Raw genomic sequence first — 19589 nt, 5'->3', positions numbered from 1 at the left:
CTAAGATGACACCTTCATAAGGGAGCCAGTATCAGCTACTTTCATGACACTCATTTAGTTGTCTTTCTCGTTTACCTTATTTTGCCACTTTGCTGAACAGATATTAAAATAGCAAGCCTCAAGGTCAGAAGCCTGCTATTACTTACTGGTTACTTTACATCAATTTTCTTGATGTGTTTCTCTGACTTAGGTATGGTTACATGCAATACCCCATCTAAAAAGTTGGCAGATACCTTATCTTGCTCTACATTTGTTGGAAGTTGAATAGATCTATAGAAAGAACCATAGTACCTTTCTTTATGGTAAAACTGCTTATCTTTTGATTCATTATCACATGTTTTTTCACCCTTCACTATTAAGCTATCGCCAGATATACTAATATCTATGCTTTCTTTAGGAATACCTGGTAATTCTAATGATAGGCAATAGCTTTCCTTTGTTTCATAAAAATCACAAACTGGTAGTAGACTACTGCCTCTTTTGGAAAGCTCTGGGTTCCATCCTGTAAAAAAGCTATCAAATATGTCATCAACGGCTCTTTGTAACCCTCTTACACTAAAATTATCACGATTATTGTTTTTATTTAAATGAACTATATTACTCATGTTGTACCTCCTTTTACTAATACATGAACTACATAATCATTCCACTTATTAATTTCAATCCTAAATCTAAAATTTTTTAGATGCGAAAAATTTTCCCCGTTTACTATAACTTGATTATGAGAAAAAATCTTATTTGGATTACCACGAGTAGTTCTATAAACTAGATTAACTGTAAAAAAGGGCAAGTGTATGCAAATTTATTACTTCTCTTTCCACTTCCACAATCAAACAATTTTGAATGTTTCTTATTTGACTTGTCAACAATGAGAATTGGTATAACTGCTAGCTCCGTCTTTCAGCTATGGCATTAAACAATGACATGCATAAGATCTAATAATATGTATAATTTATAAATAATTTTTGAGGTAAATTGTGAAATTGGGCGTTAATATTGATCATGTTGCAACCCTTCGCAACGCACGTGGAGCTTCTTATCCAGATCCATTAAAAGCAGCAAAAATAGCTATTGATGCTGGAGCAGATTTTATCACCGTACACTTACGAGAAGACAGAAGGCATATCAGAGATGAGGATGTATTCAATCTAAAACAAAACATTAGCACTGAGTTAAATCTTGAAATCGCAGCTACGGAAGAAATGCTCAACATAGCAAAAGAAGTAAAACCCTATTCGATTTGTATAGTACCAGAAAAAAGAGAAGAATTAACAACCGAAGGTGGCCTGGATATCGTGAATATGCACAGTAAACTTTCTGGTATAATAGAGGAAATGAACAGCTTTGACATAAAAGTCTCACTGTTTATTGATCCAAATATTAATCAACTAAAATATCTTGAGAAGCTAGAAAGAAAGCCTGACATAATAGAAATTCACACAGGGGATTACTGTGATAATCCATCAGAAGAAAAATTGAAACTTATTACTAACTCTGCAGAATACATTAATAAGCTAGGAATAGAATGCCAGGTAGGGCATGGCATAAATTATAAACATGCTAAAAGAATAAAAGAGATACCTCACATCTCAGCTCTTAATATAGGCCATTCTTTAATCAGCGAGGCTGTATTTCATGGCTTACACAGTGTAACTAAAAAGATGAAAATGACTATATCTAAATAGCTGATGCTTTCTCTTTGTTATTTAAAGTACTTGAAAGAGCTTGACTTGCTTTAAACTTTACCCTTTTCTTTTCAGGAACGGTCATAATCTCACCATTTTGAGGATTACGGTATTGTCTTTCCTTACTTATAGCAGTAGAGAATGTCCCTATTCCATGTAAACGTATTTCACCTTTACGATTTAGATCGTTCTTGATTGTTTCCATAAAAATATCATGAAGCTTACCCAAACTAGCTTTTGTTATATCTATACCTTGACTAGAGCACTCTTTACTCAGTTGGTTTACTATATCTTCTTTACTCATAAATTACCTTGATATTGAAAAATTACATAAACAGCATATTATGCTAATGCCAATAGTCAACTAAATTCGCCATAAAAAGAGAAAATGTCATAAACCCTTGTAAGAACTTGTATAATATTTACAAAAAAATACCATTATGAAACAATTATCTCTTAGAAAACTGACATTTTTTCCGAGCTTTATGTTGACCATATTTCTTACGCTCAACAACACGTGAATCTCTAGTTAGGAATCCACCTTTACGTAATATAGAGTGTAGATCTTGACTTATACTACTTAAAGCTCTGCTTATTCCATGAGCTAAGGCACCTGCTTGGCCAGATAGTCCTCCACCTTTTACAGTTGCAAACACATCATACCTATCTAACATAGAAGTTACTATGAATGGCGCTTTAATCATTTGACACACTGATTCTCTTTTAAAATAAGAAATTAAATCATCTTTTTTATTAACACTAAATTTTCCACTTCCTGGCTTCATCCATACTCTTGCTACAGATTCTTTCCTTCGACCTGTGGCATATGAACGACCAAGTGAGTCAATCATTGCCTTTTTTGGCTGATCATTATTGTTTATTTTCACTTTTTACTCCATTATTTCTTATTTTTACGATTTAAAGAGGCAAAATCTATTTTTTCAGGTTGCTGTCCTTGATGCTTATGTTCTGAACCAGAATAAACATACAAATTTTCAAACCTTCTACGTGCCATAGGACCATCATCAAGCATTCTTTTTACTGCCATTTTTATCACACGCTCAGGGAATTTGCCATTTAAAATATTATCTGGAGTAGTTTTCTTTAAACCACCAGAATAACCTGTATGCCTATAGTAGATTTTATCTTTAAGTTTCTTTCCGGTAAAATGTACCTTTTCTGCATTAACAATGATTACATTATCACCACAGTCCATATGAGGTGTATATTCAGGTTTATGTTTTCCACGCAATAACATTGCTACAAATGCTGCAAGCCTTCCTACTACTAATCCTTCTGCATCTATAACAAGCCATTTTTTATTAATTTGTTTCTCTTTTAAGAAAAAAGTTTTCATATATCAATACATAACAGTAGGTTATGATATACTAAGTTGCTTGATAGTGTCAACAACATTAGTTATTGATTATTAAAGTAATTTATGCTAATAACTTAAACAACATGCTAGAAAGCAAAATGTTTCGATTGATTATTATATTTGTAATTGCTTTTTGTACCATAGGTTGCTATGCAATTGATTTGGAGGAAGCTATAAGCAAAGCTATCAAAAACAGCTCAAAAATAAAGTCTCGATTTTACCAATATAAGAGTGCTGAAAAACAACTAAAATCTTCTGGATTGGCTGGGTTTTTACCTGACATCAATTTACAATATAATTTCGATAGTAATTTTAATATTATTAACGGTCTACAAAACTCTGGAAAACGTCTAACATTAAGTCAAAGAATAATAGATGGTGGTGGCACTTTTGCTACATTCAGCCGATCAAATCATCTTCTCAAAGCAGCAAAAATTAGATTTCAGCAATCTAAGCAAGAAGTTGCACTCAGGGCTGTGAAAGCATATGTTAACGTTTTACAAAAGGCAGAAATATTAAAATTGGGGGAACATAAAGAACGTGTTTCTTTAGAACACTTGTCAGCTATGAAAGAACGCTTTTCTCTTGGAGAAGTTACTAATGCTGAAGTTTTGTTCGCAAAAGCAAAATTTTCATCTTCTATATCCAAAAGAGTTGATGCTGAAGGTGAATTAAAGCTCGCTAATATTGCTTACTATCATTTAATTGGTGAAGATGCTGATAATCTTCACGAGACTAATGGTAAACTACCTTCTATACCAGAATTAAATGAATGTTTACAGTTAGCAAAAACCAACAACTTGTCCCTAAAAGCAGCTATTTATAAAAAAAGAGCTGCTGGAATGGAAGTGATTGCTGAAAGTTCCAAGTGGCTTCCTTCTTTGAATCTAAGCGCAAGTAAAAATTTTGGAAAGGACAATATAAAATTAGACACGTTACTAGAAAATGTGAATGTTGTCTTTACTCTTGATATTCCGATCTTTAAAAGAGGAGTTAATGTTTTTGGTGTTAGTAGAGCTAAAATGGATGCAAAACAATCCACTTACGATTATTACGAAGCAGTAAAAAATATAGAACAAGCAGTTATAAATGCTTGGAATAACGTGCTGACAGCAAAAGCTATTATTAAAGCAAGTCAAGAAGCAGAAAAAGCGGCAGCTTTAGCATTAGAAGGAGTTGAGCAAGAAGTAAACTTGCATTTAAAGAGTACAACTGATCTTTTGGATACTGAAGATGAATTATTTAAAGCACGTTCCGATCTAATTCAGGCAAAAAGCAATTATGTAATTAGTGTTTACAATTTGCTTTTTATGATAAATAGTATAAACCTTTAAATTTAATGGTATGAGCGATAATCAATCTGTAAAAGATATACTAGAAGATATAAAAAAAGCTATATCGGGTAAAAATCCAAGCGGCGATAGAGCAGAAATAATAGATGAAGATGATGACGTATTATGCCTTGAAGAGGAGTACCCAGAAGACATCGAAGAAAAAGAAAATAGTGAAGAAGAGAATAATTGCCAAAGTGAGAAAATGAATAACCAATTTAATAGTTACAACTCAGAAGAGAAAAATTTGTATAATAATATCCAAATGAGTAGTAACAAAGTGAGCTATCAAGAACAAAGTAACGAGCATTTAGTTTTAAAAGAAAATATGGAGGAAATTAAAACATTGCTTGAAAAGATGCAAAGCGAACTACGGCATAAACAACAAAAAAGAGCGGATCTTACTGTTGAAGAATTAGTTGTATCTCTTTTAAAACCTCAGCTTTCAGAGTGGCTGAATAAGTATCTACATGCATTGGTAAAAGAAGTAGTTGAAAAAGAGCTCAAAGATATAATCAATAATAAGTAGGTTATTAGTATAAAGACCAGAGTAAAAACAGCTAGAGGTAGAAAATTATCTTCAACAAGATGGCTACATCGCCATTTGAATGATCAGTATGTGCAAAAAACCAATAAGGACGGTTATAGATCGCGCTCGGCATATAAGTTAATAGAAATAGACGATAAATTTAAACTACTCCAACAAGGGCAAAAAATTATTGATCTTGGCGCTTTTCCTGGTGGATGGTCACAAGTTGCATCTAAGAAAGGAGCGAGTGTGATTGCTATTGACATAAAACCAATAAACGCAATTAGTGGAGTAGAGTGTATACAGTGTGATATTATCAGCGAACTTGAAATTTTAAGAGAAAAATTCAAGGATCACAAATTTGATGTAATTTTATCTGATATGGCACCAGAATCTTGCGGTTTAAAATCGTTAGATCATATCAGAATTATGCTTTTATGCGAAGCAGCGCTCAATTTTGCAAAGCATTTTTTGAATCATGATGGCAAATTTGTAGTAAAAATTTTTCAAGGAGAGTCTGATAAAGATTTCTGCAATGAGCTAAAAAAAATGTTCAAAACAGTAAGATACTTCAAACCAAAATCAAGTAGATCTGAATCTACAGAAATGTATTTAGTAAGTTTAGGCTTTATTGGTGGCAACTATTCTGTATAGCAGGTACTTACAGAAATGTTGACGAATCTTATCCTATTAAACTGAAGATTAATAACGCTCGCACAAAAGCCCCTTTTTCTTGTTTAAACATTTATGATAGTTAATTAAATTCTTGACTTTATTGCTTAGATATATAATAATTAAAGTATATTATTATTATTTTTATAGGAGAGTTTGATGTGTATTTAGAATTGTTGAAACAGATATTAAGTATAGTAAATCGTGAAAATGATTTGAATGGTAATAACATAGTTGAAAAAATAGGAAAGCAACTACAAGAAAGAGAACTATCTACTTATAAAGAATGGGAGAAGAAAAATTGTGATATAAATTATAAATTTAGTAATAATAATTATTATGGCAAAGAAGAATTAACATTATTACGTGTAGCATTTCTAGATAATCAAGAAAATGTAGTAAAAGCTCTATTAGCAGTAAAAGGTATAGATGTTAATTTGCAAGATGTATATGGAAAAGCTCCTTTACATTTGGCTATTGAAAAAGGTAACAAAAAAATAGTAGAAGCTCTATTAGATAAGGGGGCTGATGTTAATTTGCGAGATGTATATGGAAAAGCTCCTTTACATTTGGCTATTGAAAAAGGTAATGAGAATATAGTAAAAGCTCTATTAAATAAGGGGGCTAGTTTGAATTTGCGAGATAAAAGTGAAAGCACCCCTTTATCTCGTGCTGCTGAGAAAGGCAAAATGGAGATAGTAGAGGCTATATTAGCTAATGGGCCTAACGATATTAATTTGCCAGATACATGTGGATACACTCCTTTGTGTATTGCTGCTTATAAGAGTCATCACAAGATAGTAAGAGCTCTATTAAAAGCAGGTGCTGATCCTTTAGTAAAAGGTCGTTGTAACAAAGATCTAGCAGAAATGGTTACTGAAGACGCGATTATGAGAGGAATAGTCTTTGGTGTTGGTATATTTATTATTACATCTATTGTAGCTGCTATAGTAGTTACTTCTGCATATTTTATTGGTGTGTCATTATCAGTAGGTGCTATGGCTGGGATAGCTGTGGCTGCTGCTGTACTCACAGGACTTGTTGCTGGTGGTATTACGTATGAAGTGTATAAGCCTTGTGATGAGTTAAAGGAGGCTATTGCTGAAAAAAAACGTCAAGTCTTAGTCAGCCAGCTAAATGTAGTTAATGTACAATCAGAAGTTTCTTCAGAGTTAGGCGCAACAGTGTAGTTAAGTAGAAGGAAGAAGTCCCTTCTTCCTTTTCAAGTAGCTGACACTGGTTTCTTACCAAGAAAAACTTAGCATAACTTTTGTGCTCAAAAAAACTTCTGGATTCCAGCATCAAGTGCTGGAATGACATGGTGAAATATTATTAAAGTAGCCTCTGTCCCAGTGTCCATTTGGTGTCATTCAAGTCAGCTCTCTTCTTGTCATCCCAGTACTGGGATTCAGAAAACTGACCAGGTTGGTCACGCGCTGGCTCTCTAAAATTACTTTAGTTGTAAATATTAAGAAATTTACTAAATAAAAAAAGACAAAAGAATCCTCGTATAGCGAGTTTTAATAATGTAAATTGATAATGTGCTAACAAGCGCGATTTGGCTGAATGTAGAAAAATAAAAAAAGCCGCTATAATTTTATGTAATTTGCCAATAAATATCTGAGTTTTTTACTGAATTTTGTCGTTGAGACCGCGTGTATCGAAAACAAGGATAAATACTCTTGTTGATATGATAAGAAAAGTGGGAAAGTTTGTCAAGTAATAACACTAGAGAGCTCAAATGGAAGAAGGTAAACTCTAAAGTGTACGTTCAGTAGCACTTTCTATAAGAGAGATTGTATTATCTATCCCATAAAGCTTGATAAAAGATCCCATTCTAGGACCGGTTTTTTGTCCAAGTAATGTTTCATACAAAAACTGAAACCAATCGCGTAAGTTATTGTAATTGTGTTTTTTTCCGATGGAGAAAACCTGAGATTGAATCTCTTCAGCAGTGGCTGTAATAGGCAGGGAATGTAGGTTGTTCTTTAAATCTAGTAACGCTTCTTTCTCTTTTTCGTTTGAAGCTTTATACGCTTTTGTTGGCTTGATAAAGTCGTGATAATACCTAACTGCAAAATCCGAAAGCCTATCTAGCATTTTGTTGCTTTCTGGTGTAACGTTTGGTGCATAAGTTGATATAAAACCCCAAAGAATCTCTTTATTTTCAGCATTACAAGCTGCTGCCAGGTTTAAAAGTAACGAAAAATTTATGCCTGAAGTTTCTACGTTTGGAACTTTACCCTGGTGGATGTGCCATACAGGGCTATTTACATCCTTTTCTTCACTCTCATTGTAACGCTTAGCAAACTCTAAATATTCATCAGTTGATTTTGGTATCACATCAAAATATAAACGTTTAGCTTTTTTAGGACTCTGAAAGATGTATAACGCTAAACTCTCTGTGGGTGAATAAGTTAGCCACTCCTCAATTGAAATACCATTTCCTTTTGATTTTGATATCTTCTTTCCTTCTTTATCAAGAAATAACTCATAGCAAAACAAAAGCGGTGGCTTTTCTCCAAGTATTTTACATATTTGACTTGAAAGCACAGCAGATGGAGTCAAATCCTTTCCATGAGCTTCGTAATTAACTCCGAATGCAGCCCACCTCATCCCCCAATCAGGTTTCCATTGCAGTTTACATTTTCCTTTTGTCACTGGAACTTCTATTTTTTCCCCGTTTCGGTCTTCATACGTGATTGTTCCTTTATCTGTATTTGTTTCAATTACTGGAACTTGTAAAACTTGGGAAGTTTTTGGGCATATCGGCAAGAATGGACTGTAAGTCTGCTGCCTTTCTTCCCGAAATGATGGAAGCATTACGTCCATCACTTTATCATAATTTTTCAGCAGGAGTAAAAGTTTTTCATCGTAAACGCCAGATTTATAACACTCTGTTGCACTCCTAAATTCGTATTCAAATCCAAACAAATCAAGAAATTTACACAACAACGAATTCATGTGATGACCATAACTCTCATGAGTGCCAAATGGGTCAGGTATCATGGTTAATGGCTTGTTCAGATTCTCTCTTAGCATTTCCTGATTTGGTACATTATCTGGTATTTTTCGCAAACCATCCATATCGTCGGAAACTGCAATGATTTTGGTTTTTATACTAGGAGCTATTTTTTTTAGAGCGTTTGCAATAACTGTGGTACGAAAAACTTCCCCAAAAGTACCAATATGTGGTAAACCCGAGGGACCATAACCAGTCTCAAATATTATCTCTTTTTTATTAGGGAATTCTTGTAGTATTTTTTCTGCTTCTTGAAATGGCCAGCTTATAATCATTGAATTTAAATTAATTATCTTACCTAAAGTGCTATTCATTTCAATAGATTTTTAATTAATGATGTAGTATTAGTGTTAGAGCTCTTATTAGAAGGTTAAAGATATGTCTACTGGCAGCGTACAAACGAATCAATTATTTAAAGGTCTTACAAGACCTGCAATGCTCTTTGGTGTGAGTTATATGTTTGCAATATTAAACGTTCTAATTTGCATGCTAATTTTCATTAATACAAATGATCTTAGAGTAATTCTCCTGATGTTACCAGGTATACATGGACTTGGCTATATAGCTTCTGCAAAGGAACCGTTGTTTATTGAGTTATTTATGGTAAAGTTGGGAAAATGCTCCAAATGTTTAAATCGATTTTATCATGGAGCCAATTCTTATGACATTACTTGATGTTATGCAATGTTGAGATTTAGAGCTATTCAATCAAAGAATAAATCTATTCTAAGTAGAGAGGTTCACGCTGCCGAATTTATACCTTATTCTTGCTATTGGAATAGTACAACCTTGATAACAAAGCAGAATTGGTTAGTTAAATTTATAAAATTAAATGGCTTTGCGTTTGAAACGGCCGATGATGAAGACTTGGTGATACAAAATAATATCAGAAATCAGATGCTAAGAAGCATTTCATCTCCAGCATTTAGTTTGTACTTTCATACCATCAGACGTAAGAAAAATATTTTTTCTGATGAATTTGCAAATCAGAGTTTACCAAATTTTTTTGCTAACCATGTAAATCTAAAATGGAGAGAAAAACACGCAACTAGGCAATCTTTTATTAATGATTTATACATTACGATTATTCGTAGGGCAGATACAAAGGGAGTAGAATTTTTATCACATCTACTGAAAAAATTTGGGCATGTAACTTCAAAACATGCTTGGGAAAGTGATATGCGTGATACCTATGAAGATTTAGAGGAAACGACAAATCGTATAGTAACAAGCCTTAGGAATTATTCGCCTAAAGTCCTTGGAGTAAAAGAAACTCCAAACGGACTGTTTTGTGAAATAATGGAGTTTCTGTCTAGAATTGTAAATTGTGGCTTTGTTACAAATACGCTTTTTCCACTAAAAACTGAAATATCAAGATACTTACCAGTTCATAGGTTATTTTTTGGCCATAAGATGATACAGGTTGTGACTCATAATGAAAGTAAATATGCTGGAATAGTTAGTATCAAAGAATATGGAAATAATACTTCTGCAGGAATGCTTGATTCTTTTTTACAACTTCCTTATGAATTTATTATCACGCAGTCTTTTCAATTTACAAATAGGCAAATGGCAATTGCGAAAATGCAGATACAGCAAAATCGTATGATACAATCTGCAGATAAAGCTATTTCTCAAATAGCAGAAATTTCTCATGCGCTTGATGATGCAATGAGTGGTAAAATTGCTTTTGGTGAACACCATTTAACTATCTTATGTATAGAAAAAAGTCCTAAATCATTGGACAATGCTTTATCATTGGTTGAATCGGAGCTTTCTAATTGTGGTGTTTATCCTGTTCGTGAGAGGGTTAATCTAGAACCAGCATTTTGGGCGCAAATTCCTGGTAATTTTGATTATATAGTAAGAAAAGGTACAATAAGTAGTCTTAATTTGGCCGGTTTTGCATCTCAACATAATTATCCTACTGGTAAAAAATTCAATAACCACTGGGGAGATGCTGTTACAGTTTTTGATACAACATCTGGCACTCCATTTTTCTTCAACTTTCATATAAGGGATGTTGGACATACTATGATAATTGGGCCAACAGGTGCTGGCAAAACTGTTTTAATGAATTTTTTATGTGCTCAAGCAATGAAATTTTCTCCAAGAATATTCTTTTTTGATAAAGATCGCGGTGCAGAAATTTTTTTAAGAGCACTTGGTGGTATCTATACTATAATAGAACCAAGAACTAAGACAAATTTTAATCCTCTGCAACTTGACGATACTCCTGATAATAAAACATTTTTGATGGAATGGATAAAATCTTTAATTTTAGTGTACAACGATAAATTCACTTCAGAAGATATTGCTAGAATTAATGATGCAATTGAGGGAAATTTTAAATTAAAAAAAGAAGACAGATTTTTGAGAAATCTTGTACCATTTTTAGGACTTGCGGGCCCTGATACTCTAGCTGGAGCAATATCTATGTGGCATGATGATGGCTCTCATGCTGCAATATTTGACAATAAAGAAGATTTGCTAGATTTTTCAAAAGCAAGAGTGTTTGGCTTTGAAATGGCTAGCTTGCTAAAAGATCCTGTTGCTCTTGGGCCGGTCTTGATTTATTTGTTTCATAGGATTAGTATATCGCTTGATGGCACTCCATCTATTATTGTTCTTGATGAAGCATGGGCGTTAATAGATAATCCAGTTTTTGCACCTAAGATAAAAGACTGGTTGAAAGTGCTGAGAAAGTTAAATGCTTTTGTGATTTTTGCTACTCAGAGTGTTGAAGATGCAAGTAAAAGTGCTATTAGTGATACGCTTGTACAGCAGACAGCAACACAAATTTTTTTGCCAAATCTGAAAGCTACTAGTGTCTATCGAGATGTTTTTATGTTAACTGAACGTGAGTATACACTGATCAAACACACAGATCCAAGTACTAGATTCTTTTTAGTAAAGCAGGGAGTTAATGCTGTAGTAGCTAGAATAGATCTGAAAGATTTGGATGATGTGGTCAACGTGTTATCTGGACGTGCAGAAAGTGTCCTATTGTTACATGATATATTGAAAGAACTCGGAGATGATCCAAAGATGTGGTTGCCTGTGTTTTATCAAAAGGTGAAAAATGTTTAAAACTAAACTGTCATTACTGTTAGTTGCGATATTTTTATTAAATATAGATTTTTTACTCTCATATCCAGTATTTGCAGATGTAGTAAGTGGTACTGAAAAGACAGAATTTGTTAGCAGGTTTAATTCTAATGGTAGTTTTAGCCGTGCCTCTGATCCTGACTGTAAGGCGTTTGAAACAGCTGCAGCAGTTGCTGGGATAGCAATTGCTATTGGTGCAATATTTACTGGTATTGTTTTGATTGTCTCTTCTGCTGGTTTATTTACTGCTCTTGTTATCGTTGGAATGATAGCTGCAATTGTTGGAGTCTGGAAGGCAGTTGGGGGACTTATTGTTTGTCAGCATAGTTTTGTTAGGCATCCAGTTGCATACGATAATGATGGGAGATATAAAAATTTTAAACTAAAAGATACAGGTTATAGTGGTGATACAGATAAAAATTATCGAACAGAAGATGAATATTTTTCTGCATTACAGAAAAGATCAGGAAAAGATGGAAAACAAACAGAGAAAGATATTTTAAACTTTACTGATTGGGATGTTGTGAATGTTGATAGGGAACACTACTACTGGCCAAAAAATGGGGTGCAATATAGTGAATACATAGAAGTATGTCATCGCAATCCTTTAACATTTGGCAACCTTTTCAAGACGAATGACTTTAATTTCAGAGGGGAAGATGGATACATAGACTTTGATATCAGAGAGAAAGATACTGGATATGAAAGTGGGTCATGGTCTCCGAAGGTTGATGGCGATCTAGAATGTAAAGTGCTTAAATCTGGACAGAGCGAAGACATATATGGATCAACGTTCAGGGCACTGAGAAAAATGGGTAGGTTATGTGTGGAATTGGCTGAAGTTAGGGCAGCTGGAACTGCTTGGCCGCAAGGAATTGATATAGGATGCACGGAATTACCGCCTGATCGGATTGCTCCTATGTGTGAACAATCTGTGATATTATTCAAAAATAAAGATGGTACAGGTGGTGAAGAAAGGAGTTTTATCAACAGGGATGACGATTATAAAACTCTTATCAGGAAAAAAGAAAAAGAAGGAAAAATTTTTGTAGGTTATGACAATAAAAGCTGTTTTAGCTCGTATGTCTCTGAAGCTTGCTACAATCAAGCGGGAAGTAAGTCATTATCTCCTATTCCTATAACTTCTATGATAGTGCAATGCATTAAGGAATCGTTAGATAATTTAGTTGCAGGTATTGACTCAAATGGTGATAAGCTAAAATATGAAGATGGAGAAAAAAAAGGACAGGAGAAGGGTAGTTTTTTATCTGTAGCACAAGGAAGGTTGAAAAATACTGTAACTGCTGTTCTAGTTTTAGCTTTAATACTGTTCTCTATAAAAGTTATGTCTGGTGGAGTGCGTAGTCCGCAAGAAATGTACATGTTGATCATTAAATTCGCTTTAGTGATTTACTTTACGACAGGTAGCACTATGTCTCATTATTACGGGGAATTAACAAAGCTTTCAAATGGTTTGTCAGAGATAGTGCTTAAAGCGTCATCTGAAAGTAAAAATATATGTAATTATGAGTCAGGTACAGATTATGAATACGATCGCGCAGGAAAGAGGGTATCTTACAGTTATCTTGCACCTTGGGATAGGCTTGATTGCAGAATTTTATTTTATTTAGGTGCCCCTTTAGATGGAATTGGTGGCAAAATTGGTACTGGAGGTGTTGCAACGTTAGCGGTTTTGCTTGGCGCTGCTCCTGTCTTGTTAGTTGCAGGTTCGGTGATTGGTATTATTTTCGCTGGTGGACAGATCTTAGTAGCTCTTGTCTGTATATTTATGGCCATTTTGATGATGATGGTTATTTTGTGGATGTGCTATGTATTTATCTTATCTTTAGTTGCGCTTAGTGTAATTATCATCTTATCGCCTTTATTCATTCCTATGGTTTTGTTTCAACATACTAAGGGATATTTTGATGGTTGGCTAAAAGAGTTAATTACCTACAGTTTATACCCAGTTATCCTTTTTGCATTTCTATCTTTTATGTTCATAGCATGTGATAAAATCTATTTTAAAAATTTAAATTTTAAACTGGACGAGTCATATAAAAATGAACAACCAGACAAGTCATATGAAAAGAAACAAGCAGAAATCTCATATAGTAAGAAAAAACAGTGGTTTAAATTGAAAGATGGGGAATGTGATAAAAATGAAACTACTCTCGCATGTATGATGCAAAATTATAGCTTTAAAAAGAGCAGCATACTTGGTCTATTCGACTTTACATACATGGAGTTTGGCAGCTCTCTAATCGGAGAATTATTAAAATTGTGTTTAGTATTATTCCTCTTTTACCACTTTTTAAACGTTCTTCCCGGCATGGCTGCTGAGCTTGCTGGTAATCACAGAGCAGCACTTGGTTCAGGTAGCACTCCTGCACAAATGGTGAATAAAGCTTTATCTGCTGCCAAAGCTGCTGCTGGAGGTGCTGGTCAAGTTGCTGCTGCGGCTGTAAATAAGGCAAGAGGGGCTATTGGAGGAGGTGGAGATGATAATAAGGGATCGGGATCTTCCTCTAGTGAATCTATAAAACCAGGTGGAGAGTGAGCGCAGGTGAGTAACAGATGTTTGAACATTTGAGCAACCAAAACTTGGTTAAGCTATGCATAAGTTTTGTGATACTCTTTTTATTATCTGGGTGCGGGTGTATTAAGCCAGAAGATTCATCAGGCTTGCGTGAGAAATTGGATATAGTGTCAACAGAGCAGAAATGGGTTGATTCTGGAGTCTATATTTCGGATAAAATAAAAGTAACAGAGATTAATATAGTGCCTAATAAGGTTAATTTTTGTTCGCAATATAAAGATTTTGCAATTGAACCTGGAGTAAGAAACGTTACATTACCGTTTGCGCTTAAAGCTGGTGATGCGATAAGCTTTAGTGTTGTTGGAAGTAAAATGTGTAAAAACAATAATGGCATGGTCACCTACAAAAAAATTGACGAAAATTGCGGTGAAGGGGAAAAGGAGTATTTTTCACATGTTTTAAATCAAGAGAAGTGTCAAGGTGAAATATGTCCTAATAAATATGAAATAGGCAATGCACAATGGTTAAATGGAAAAGAGTACTGGTCTTCAGAATTAGATCAAAGTGAAAGAGAGGAAATTAGAAATGTCATCGACTCTATAAAACAGCAAGGGGAAAATGTAGACTGTAGCAAGCTTTCAGAGAGCAGTGCAAGTAAGATAGATACGCGCATTTTAAATTTACTCTGCGGACGTATCTGTAAATTTTCTTTCGGCAGCGGAGAAAAAGGTTGCTTATATATTGAATACAATAGTATAGAAGGTGAGATATTCAATACTTTAAATTCTAGAGGTGAATCTGTTATTGCTGAAATTATTGATAACGTATTAAAGGAAAAACGGGTAAAAACTGACATTACACTATTACGTGTTCACATGGATAATGAGGAATTTGAACACATTCCAGGAGGCGGTATATGTATTAACTGTGATCATAAGATAGATCGTAACCATCCAAAACCAGAGTTAACTTTTAGTTTAGGTGATGGTAAGGGCAAGGGTGGTTTCAACATAAGAGTAACAAGAATCCCTAATTTAGAAAAAAGCTTATATATAAGCGTTTCTGACAAATTTCCTGAGCGTGAGCCCGATGAAACTCAGGGAGATGTACTTTTAGACATTAGCAAAGTTTATAATACTCAATATATGGAAGGCTTAAAAGAAAAGCTAAAGGACAAGAGTGGCACTATATATTACGGAATAAGAGATCATGGCTGTGATTATAAGAAAAATGAGGGTCAGTTTAGCATTAACCTTACAACTAAAGAGCCACCTGTAAGAACTTTTAGTGCGATATATAATTTTTTTGATGAAAAAGTAAAAACTGCATTTTTCGGTTCTAGCTACAAAGACACTAATGCGATTCACTCTGATACTAGCCCTGTGAAGTCTCTTTATCAAAGTTTTGTAGCATCAAATAGAACAAATACCATCAGATCTACAATAGTGTCGTTATTAGTATTATATATAGTTTTATACACCCTTTATTATTTTTTTGGATTGTCTCATGCTTCTATATATGAATTTTTAATTATATGTGTAAAGATAGGAGTTATTACCCAATTGCTGAACGATAACAGTTGGAGTTTTTTTTATAACAATGCATTTTCTATTTTTGTTAATGCTCCAAAACAGTTAATAGAAATAGCAAATTTCAGAGGTACAACATCAAATGTTTTTGAATTTCTTGATTTACCGCTCAATAGGTTTTTATCAGCACACTCAGTGTTACTAATAGTATCTCTTATATTCTCCGGTCCTTTGGGTATTGTATCGTTTTGCTTGGTGATTTGGGGTTTGATAACAGTGAGCTTATCGATGTTTAACGCCTTATTTTCTTTTATCACATCTATAGCAATAGTTGCATTATTGCTTTCTTTGGCGCCTCTTTTTATTATTTGCCTTCTATTTGGATATACTAGACAGATGTTTCACAATTGGGTCAAAAATTTAGCAAGATTTGCAATTCATCCGGTAGTGCTTTTAATTTTTATATCATTAATAAGCCAGGTTATGGATTATATTGTGTATTCGGTCTTTAATTTTGAGGTCTGCCCTACATGTATACTTAATCTTAACTTAAAGATTTTTAATCCTTGTATTATTTATGGTTATGCTTCCAAACATGCACCTGACATCACAGCTATGATGGCTTTTGTGATTTTGGGACATGCTATGAAAGCTTTAGTTGAGGCATCTTCAACAATATCTGATTCGTTGTTTGGTGTTTATGTGGCAAGCGAACCAGGAAGGCAATATCAGCAAAGCTTAATGGGAACAGTAGGTTTAGATGAACAAAGTATCCAAAGAAGAGCAGGTCAGCAATCTGGTACACCAAGTCGAAGACCTCAAATACCACAATCAGCTCAAAGATCAGCACCTAAAATACCGACAAACACAGGAAATCAATGATGAGCAGAAAATCATTATTATTGATACTATGTCTTGTAATTACTGGCTGCACAATGGATTGTGTTGAACCTGGGCTGCAGAGTAGAAATACTAGTGTCAGTATAGATGTTCCAGTTCGTGAAGCTGGCGAAGGAGTTAAAATTCATTGGGTTGATTCTGGTCAAGTAATTAGCAAGGATGAAAAAATCAAATTTACTCTTGGTGGGTCAGTAAATTTTTGTCCTCTTAAAGAAGGGAAAAATCCAAAGAGAGTACTTGTGCCCGCTGTATTTTGTGCTAATGATTTAATACCAAATTACAGTAATAAGTTAATTGATAATGCTAGTCTTGATGAACGAGAAATATGTGGGAATATAGGCTTTGGAAATAATGAATTCTATAGCAATAGACGTTATGTAGATACCGGAATTAAAGCAAATCCTGGTGATAAGTTAAGCTTTAGCTTAGTTCCCAGAGAGATAACGATTAATTATGACAATCCGGAAGGGAAAGGTATCAGCTTTGATGACAATTGCTATAGAGCTGAAGAAAATGATAAAAAAGACAAAGCTACAATAAAAGACATGCTCAATGGAGGAACGTTCTTTTGTGGAGAAAGTGGTAAGAGGACTAAAGTAGAATTTCCTAAGATTAATAAAGAGAACATAGAAGAAAGAAGAGTGCTAGTTGGTAATGGCTACACTCCATATGATAATAAGGTACATTTTAATAAGGATTATATTCAAAATTCATGGATAAATGGTGCATTGTTAGATTTACGACGAACTAAAATAGGACTGGATAAATTATGTAATGGAAAAAAATGTGATTTTAATGAGATAAGCAAGTACAGCTCTTATGAGCTTAATTGTTACTATCAGAAGATATGTTATGCTAAACAAGGTATAGATTTTAATGGAAATTGTGTTTCTTCTGTAAGGTACAAAAATTATGATAAGAACAACAAATGTGATATGTATTCTCATCTTAAAGGAGTTGAAGATAAACTTAAAAAGATTGAAGAAAATAAAGATAACACTGATTTTATATCAAACATTGAAGAAGAAACTGAAGATATCTCCTGGGCCGAAGCTCTTGTTGCAAAAATTGGCGATCTTGATGATCAGAATACTGTTCAATGTTTTCCAAAAAGAAAAGAAACAAGTGATGGCCTAGTATGCTCAAAAATAAGTGATAATTTTAGGGATTTTTCCTTAAAGTTAAATCATGACTATGGGATAAATAAAAAGGTGAAACCTGGTAGTAGTGTAATGCTTGCTATAGCAAGCAATGGCAATTACTTTCTTCATAGAGGTGGATATCATGTTGAAGTAACTAGATCATGTAACTTCGATAGTGGCAAAAAATTGTATATGTACTTGGGTGATAGCCCGCCAGAAGATCCATCTGCTCGAAAGACTAATAATTTCAAAAAAGTAAAGAAATTAGATAAAATAACAGAGGATAATGTAGACTATTACATAATAGATGGAAGTCATTTAAAGGATAAAGAGTCTAAAAAGATATACTTTGGTATTAATGTAGAAAACGTAAAGAAAGATGATATTACGGACAAAGAAGGCAAATATTATGAAGATAACAAATACACAGTAAATTTATTTTTAAAAAGAAAAATAAACGATTTTATTTCATCAACTGTAAACAAGATTTTTGATTTCATAACAGACGGGGGTGAAGACGGAATTAAAATTCCATATGAAGGATATAGAAAGGGGCTTCTACAAGGAATAAGAGCTTTGCTTATTCTATACGTTACATTTACTGTTGTTGGCTATATGCTTGGAACAATACAATTAAGTAAATTCGATTTTATTATAAGAATATTCAAAATAGCATTTATAGTTTTTGCTTTTAGTGATAGAAGTTGGGAATTCTTTGGTACAACTTTGTCTGGGCTTTTTGTTGATGGTAGCATTTATTTAGTTGATAGTTTTTCTGGCTATATAGGAGAAGGAGGTAAAAAATTTGCATTCTTAGATTTAACAGCGGGAGTATTATTTACAGGAGAAACATGGCTGAAATTTTTGTCTTTAATGCTATCAGGATCTTTTGGCTTTATTGCATTTTTGGCAATACTTTATGCTACTTTTGTGTTTTTAAGATGCATTATTAGTGCTACGTTTAAGTATGTAATATCTACTGTTTTAGTGGCATTTTTATTGTCATTAGCACCTTTATTTATCGTATTTATTCTATTTCAACAAACTAAAACATTATTTGATAATTGGATAAAAACGCTGGCTCATGTTTCATTGCAACCAGTCATTTTATTTTCATCCTTGTCTCTTTTAAACCAGTTAATGTATTCAGTTCTATACAACCTCACAAATTTTTCTGCATGCTATCAATGCTTAATTAGTGTAAATTTTTTATCGTATGATCTGTGTCTTATGAAATCAATATTACCTCTTGGGTATAGTCCTGGTACTAGTGTTGATGTTGCGCTCAGTACTGGAGAAAGGGCTGGTGGGCACTTTGCAGCATTACCTATAGATCTAATCCAGGCATTTATATATCTCATCATTGCTAGTGCAATGGAAGCTTTTGTTTCTATATCAGAAACTATGGCGCAGGCGTTGTTCAGCTCTGGTTATGGAGTTGCTCAAAGTGTTAGTCATATTTCTAGGAGCGCATCACAAGCTATGCTGTCAACTGTTGGCCTTGATGATAGAACCCAAAATATGATACATAACATCAAGCAGGGAATGAGTAAAGATCGTAGCAAAATTGAAGCTAAATTGCCTGATACACCAAAGCAAGCAGATGGGAAAGCGAGTACTGGCAGAGAAATGAGCAAATCTGAAACACTAAGCCAGCCAGATAAGCAAAAGGATTCTGATAAAACAAAAGGACAAGTCAAGGAAGATTGATGAGATATATGGAGTAACTAATTAAAAAGATATTTGAAGTAAGG

General features: G+C 33.8%; 16 protein-coding genes. 10 read left to right on the top strand and 6 right to left on the bottom strand.

The features are described from left to right. Positions 1 to 149: 149 nt before the first annotated feature. Together JKF54_RS02505 and JKF54_RS02500 are read right to left on the bottom strand one after the other, a co-directional pair. Entirely contained in the window at positions 150 to 605 is a 456-nt protein-coding gene (locus JKF54_RS02505) for an Hsp20/alpha crystallin family protein (RefSeq protein ID WP_211908576.1), read from the bottom strand. After that, complete coding sequence (locus tag JKF54_RS02500; RefSeq protein ID WP_211908574.1) at positions 602 to 790, bottom strand: hypothetical protein; 189 nt, start codon at positions 788 to 790, stop codon at positions 602 to 604. The genes JKF54_RS02505 and JKF54_RS02500 overlap by 4 nt, the downstream gene beginning before the upstream one ends. A gap of 187 nt (positions 791 to 977) precedes the next feature. On the opposite strand from JKF54_RS02500, the gene JKF54_RS02495 reads away from it, so the two are divergent. Next, positions 978 to 1685 carry a pyridoxine 5'-phosphate synthase gene (locus tag JKF54_RS02495; RefSeq protein WP_211908572.1) on the top strand — a complete coding sequence of 236 codons (708 nt, stop codon included), beginning with the start codon at positions 978 to 980 and terminating at the stop codon, positions 1683 to 1685. On the opposite strand, the gene JKF54_RS02490 is transcribed toward JKF54_RS02495, so the two are convergent. The 3 genes from JKF54_RS02490 to rplM all read right to left on the bottom strand — a co-directional run bounded on the left by JKF54_RS02490 (position 1678) and on the right by rplM (position 3042). Beyond that, a complete protein-coding gene (locus JKF54_RS02490; protein WP_211908570.1) occupies positions 1678 to 1989 on the bottom strand; it encodes an HU family DNA-binding protein in 312 nt (103 codons plus the stop codon). The genes JKF54_RS02495 and JKF54_RS02490 overlap by 8 nt on opposite strands. 145 nt (positions 1990 to 2134) lie before the next feature. Beyond that, on the bottom strand, positions 2135 to 2536 hold the full coding sequence (gene rpsI / locus JKF54_RS02485; RefSeq protein ID WP_172793449.1) for a 30S ribosomal protein S9: 402 nt from the start codon (positions 2534 to 2536) through the stop codon (positions 2135 to 2137). Positions 2537 to 2583: 47 nt separating this feature from the next. Further along, positions 2584 to 3042 carry a 50S ribosomal protein L13 gene (rplM, locus tag JKF54_RS02480; protein ID WP_211908568.1) on the bottom strand — a complete coding sequence of 153 codons (459 nt, stop codon included), beginning with the start codon at positions 3040 to 3042 and terminating at the stop codon, positions 2584 to 2586. A gap of 119 nt (positions 3043 to 3161) precedes the next feature. Between rplM and JKF54_RS02475 the strand changes: the two genes are divergently transcribed. The 4 genes from JKF54_RS02475 (at position 3162) to JKF54_RS02460 (ending at position 6785) form a co-directional block, all read left to right on the top strand. Further along, complete coding sequence (locus tag JKF54_RS02475) at positions 3162 to 4397, top strand: TolC family protein (RefSeq protein ID WP_250126890.1); 1236 nt, start codon at positions 3162 to 3164, stop codon at positions 4395 to 4397. A gap of 10 nt (positions 4398 to 4407) precedes the next feature. After that, positions 4408 to 4923 (top strand): PopZ family protein, encoded by a 516-nt coding sequence (locus JKF54_RS02470; protein WP_211908566.1) that lies wholly within the window; start codon positions 4408 to 4410, stop codon positions 4921 to 4923. A 75-nt stretch (positions 4924 to 4998) separates the two neighbouring features. Next, entirely contained in the window at positions 4999 to 5577 is a 579-nt protein-coding gene (locus JKF54_RS02465) for an RlmE family RNA methyltransferase (protein WP_211908564.1), read from the top strand. Positions 5578 to 5756: 179 nt separating this feature from the next. Beyond that, positions 5757 to 6785 carry an ankyrin repeat domain-containing protein gene (locus tag JKF54_RS02460; RefSeq protein ID WP_211908562.1) on the top strand — a complete coding sequence of 343 codons (1029 nt, stop codon included), beginning with the start codon at positions 5757 to 5759 and terminating at the stop codon, positions 6783 to 6785. A 568-nt stretch (positions 6786 to 7353) separates the two neighbouring features. Here the strand turns inward: JKF54_RS02460 and JKF54_RS02455 are convergent. Then, the gene (locus JKF54_RS02455) at positions 7354 to 8931 is read right to left on the bottom strand and encodes a lysine--tRNA ligase (protein ID WP_211908560.1); all 1578 of its coding nucleotides are present in this window, start codon (positions 8929 to 8931) and stop codon (positions 7354 to 7356) included. A gap of 64 nt (positions 8932 to 8995) precedes the next feature. Here JKF54_RS02455 and JKF54_RS02450 point away from each other — a divergent pair, with 64 nt between their 5' ends. From JKF54_RS02450 to JKF54_RS02430, 5 genes are read left to right on the top strand one after another with little or no spacing between them, the layout of a single operon-like run. Continuing rightward, on the top strand, positions 8996 to 9292 hold the full coding sequence (locus JKF54_RS02450; protein ID WP_211908558.1) for a type IV secretion system protein VirB3: 297 nt from the start codon (positions 8996 to 8998) through the stop codon (positions 9290 to 9292). Positions 9293 to 9301: 9 nt separating this feature from the next. Next, complete coding sequence (locus JKF54_RS02445; protein ID WP_211908556.1) at positions 9302 to 11707, top strand: VirB4 family type IV secretion/conjugal transfer ATPase; 2406 nt, start codon at positions 9302 to 9304, stop codon at positions 11705 to 11707. Further along, positions 11700 to 14285: a TrbL/VirB6 family protein gene (locus JKF54_RS02440; protein WP_211908554.1), complete on the top strand. Its 2586-nt coding sequence runs from the start codon at positions 11700 to 11702 to the stop codon at positions 14283 to 14285. The genes JKF54_RS02445 and JKF54_RS02440 overlap by 8 nt, the downstream gene beginning before the upstream one ends. Positions 14286 to 14302: 17 nt before the next feature. Further along, a complete protein-coding gene (locus JKF54_RS02435) occupies positions 14303 to 16675 on the top strand; it encodes a TrbL/VirB6 family protein (protein ID WP_211908552.1) in 2373 nt (790 codons plus the stop codon). Then, positions 16672 to 19545: a TrbL/VirB6 family protein gene (locus JKF54_RS02430; RefSeq protein ID WP_211908550.1), complete on the top strand. Its 2874-nt coding sequence runs from the start codon at positions 16672 to 16674 to the stop codon at positions 19543 to 19545. The genes JKF54_RS02435 and JKF54_RS02430 overlap by 4 nt, the downstream gene beginning before the upstream one ends. The last annotated feature ends 44 nt before the right edge of the window (positions 19546 to 19589 follow it).

This window comes from Wolbachia endosymbiont of Spodoptera picta, from assembly GCF_018141665.1.
Taxonomy (GTDB): Bacteria; Pseudomonadota; Alphaproteobacteria; order Rickettsiales; family Anaplasmataceae; genus Wolbachia.
The sequence above is the reverse complement of the archived record's forward strand: the minus strand, read 5'-3'. Positions and strand labels throughout refer to the sequence as shown.

Excerpts from the sequence above, each read along its gene's own strand:
- JKF54_RS02455 (WP_211908560.1), bottom strand. The coding sequence starts at position 8,931 with ATGAATAGCACTTTAGGTAAGATAATTAATTTAAATTCAATGATTATA.
- JKF54_RS02475 (WP_250126890.1), top strand. The coding sequence starts at position 3,162 with ATGTTTCGATTGATTATTATATTTGTAATTGCTTTTTGTACCATAGGT.
- JKF54_RS02490 (WP_211908570.1), bottom strand. The coding sequence starts at position 1,989 with ATGAGTAAAGAAGATATAGTAAACCAACTGAGTAAAGAGTGCTCTAGT.
- JKF54_RS02440 (WP_211908554.1), top strand. The coding sequence starts at position 11,700 with ATGTTTAAAACTAAACTGTCATTACTGTTAGTTGCGATATTTTTATTA.
- JKF54_RS02435 (WP_211908552.1), top strand. The coding sequence starts at position 14,303 with ATGTTTGAACATTTGAGCAACCAAAACTTGGTTAAGCTATGCATAAGT.
- rplM (WP_211908568.1), bottom strand. The coding sequence starts at position 3,042 with ATGAAAACTTTTTTCTTAAAAGAGAAACAAATTAATAAAAAATGGCTT.
- JKF54_RS02430 (WP_211908550.1), top strand. The coding sequence starts at position 16,672 with ATGATGAGCAGAAAATCATTATTATTGATACTATGTCTTGTAATTACT.
- JKF54_RS02450 (WP_211908558.1), top strand. The coding sequence starts at position 8,996 with ATGTCTACTGGCAGCGTACAAACGAATCAATTATTTAAAGGTCTTACA.
- rpsI (WP_172793449.1), bottom strand. The coding sequence starts at position 2,536 with ATGATTGACTCACTTGGTCGTTCATATGCCACAGGTCGAAGGAAAGAA.
- JKF54_RS02470 (WP_211908566.1), top strand. The coding sequence starts at position 4,408 with ATGAGCGATAATCAATCTGTAAAAGATATACTAGAAGATATAAAAAAA.
- JKF54_RS02445 (WP_211908556.1), top strand. The coding sequence starts at position 9,302 with ATGTTGAGATTTAGAGCTATTCAATCAAAGAATAAATCTATTCTAAGT.
- JKF54_RS02505 (WP_211908576.1), bottom strand. The coding sequence starts at position 605 with ATGAGTAATATAGTTCATTTAAATAAAAACAATAATCGTGATAATTTT.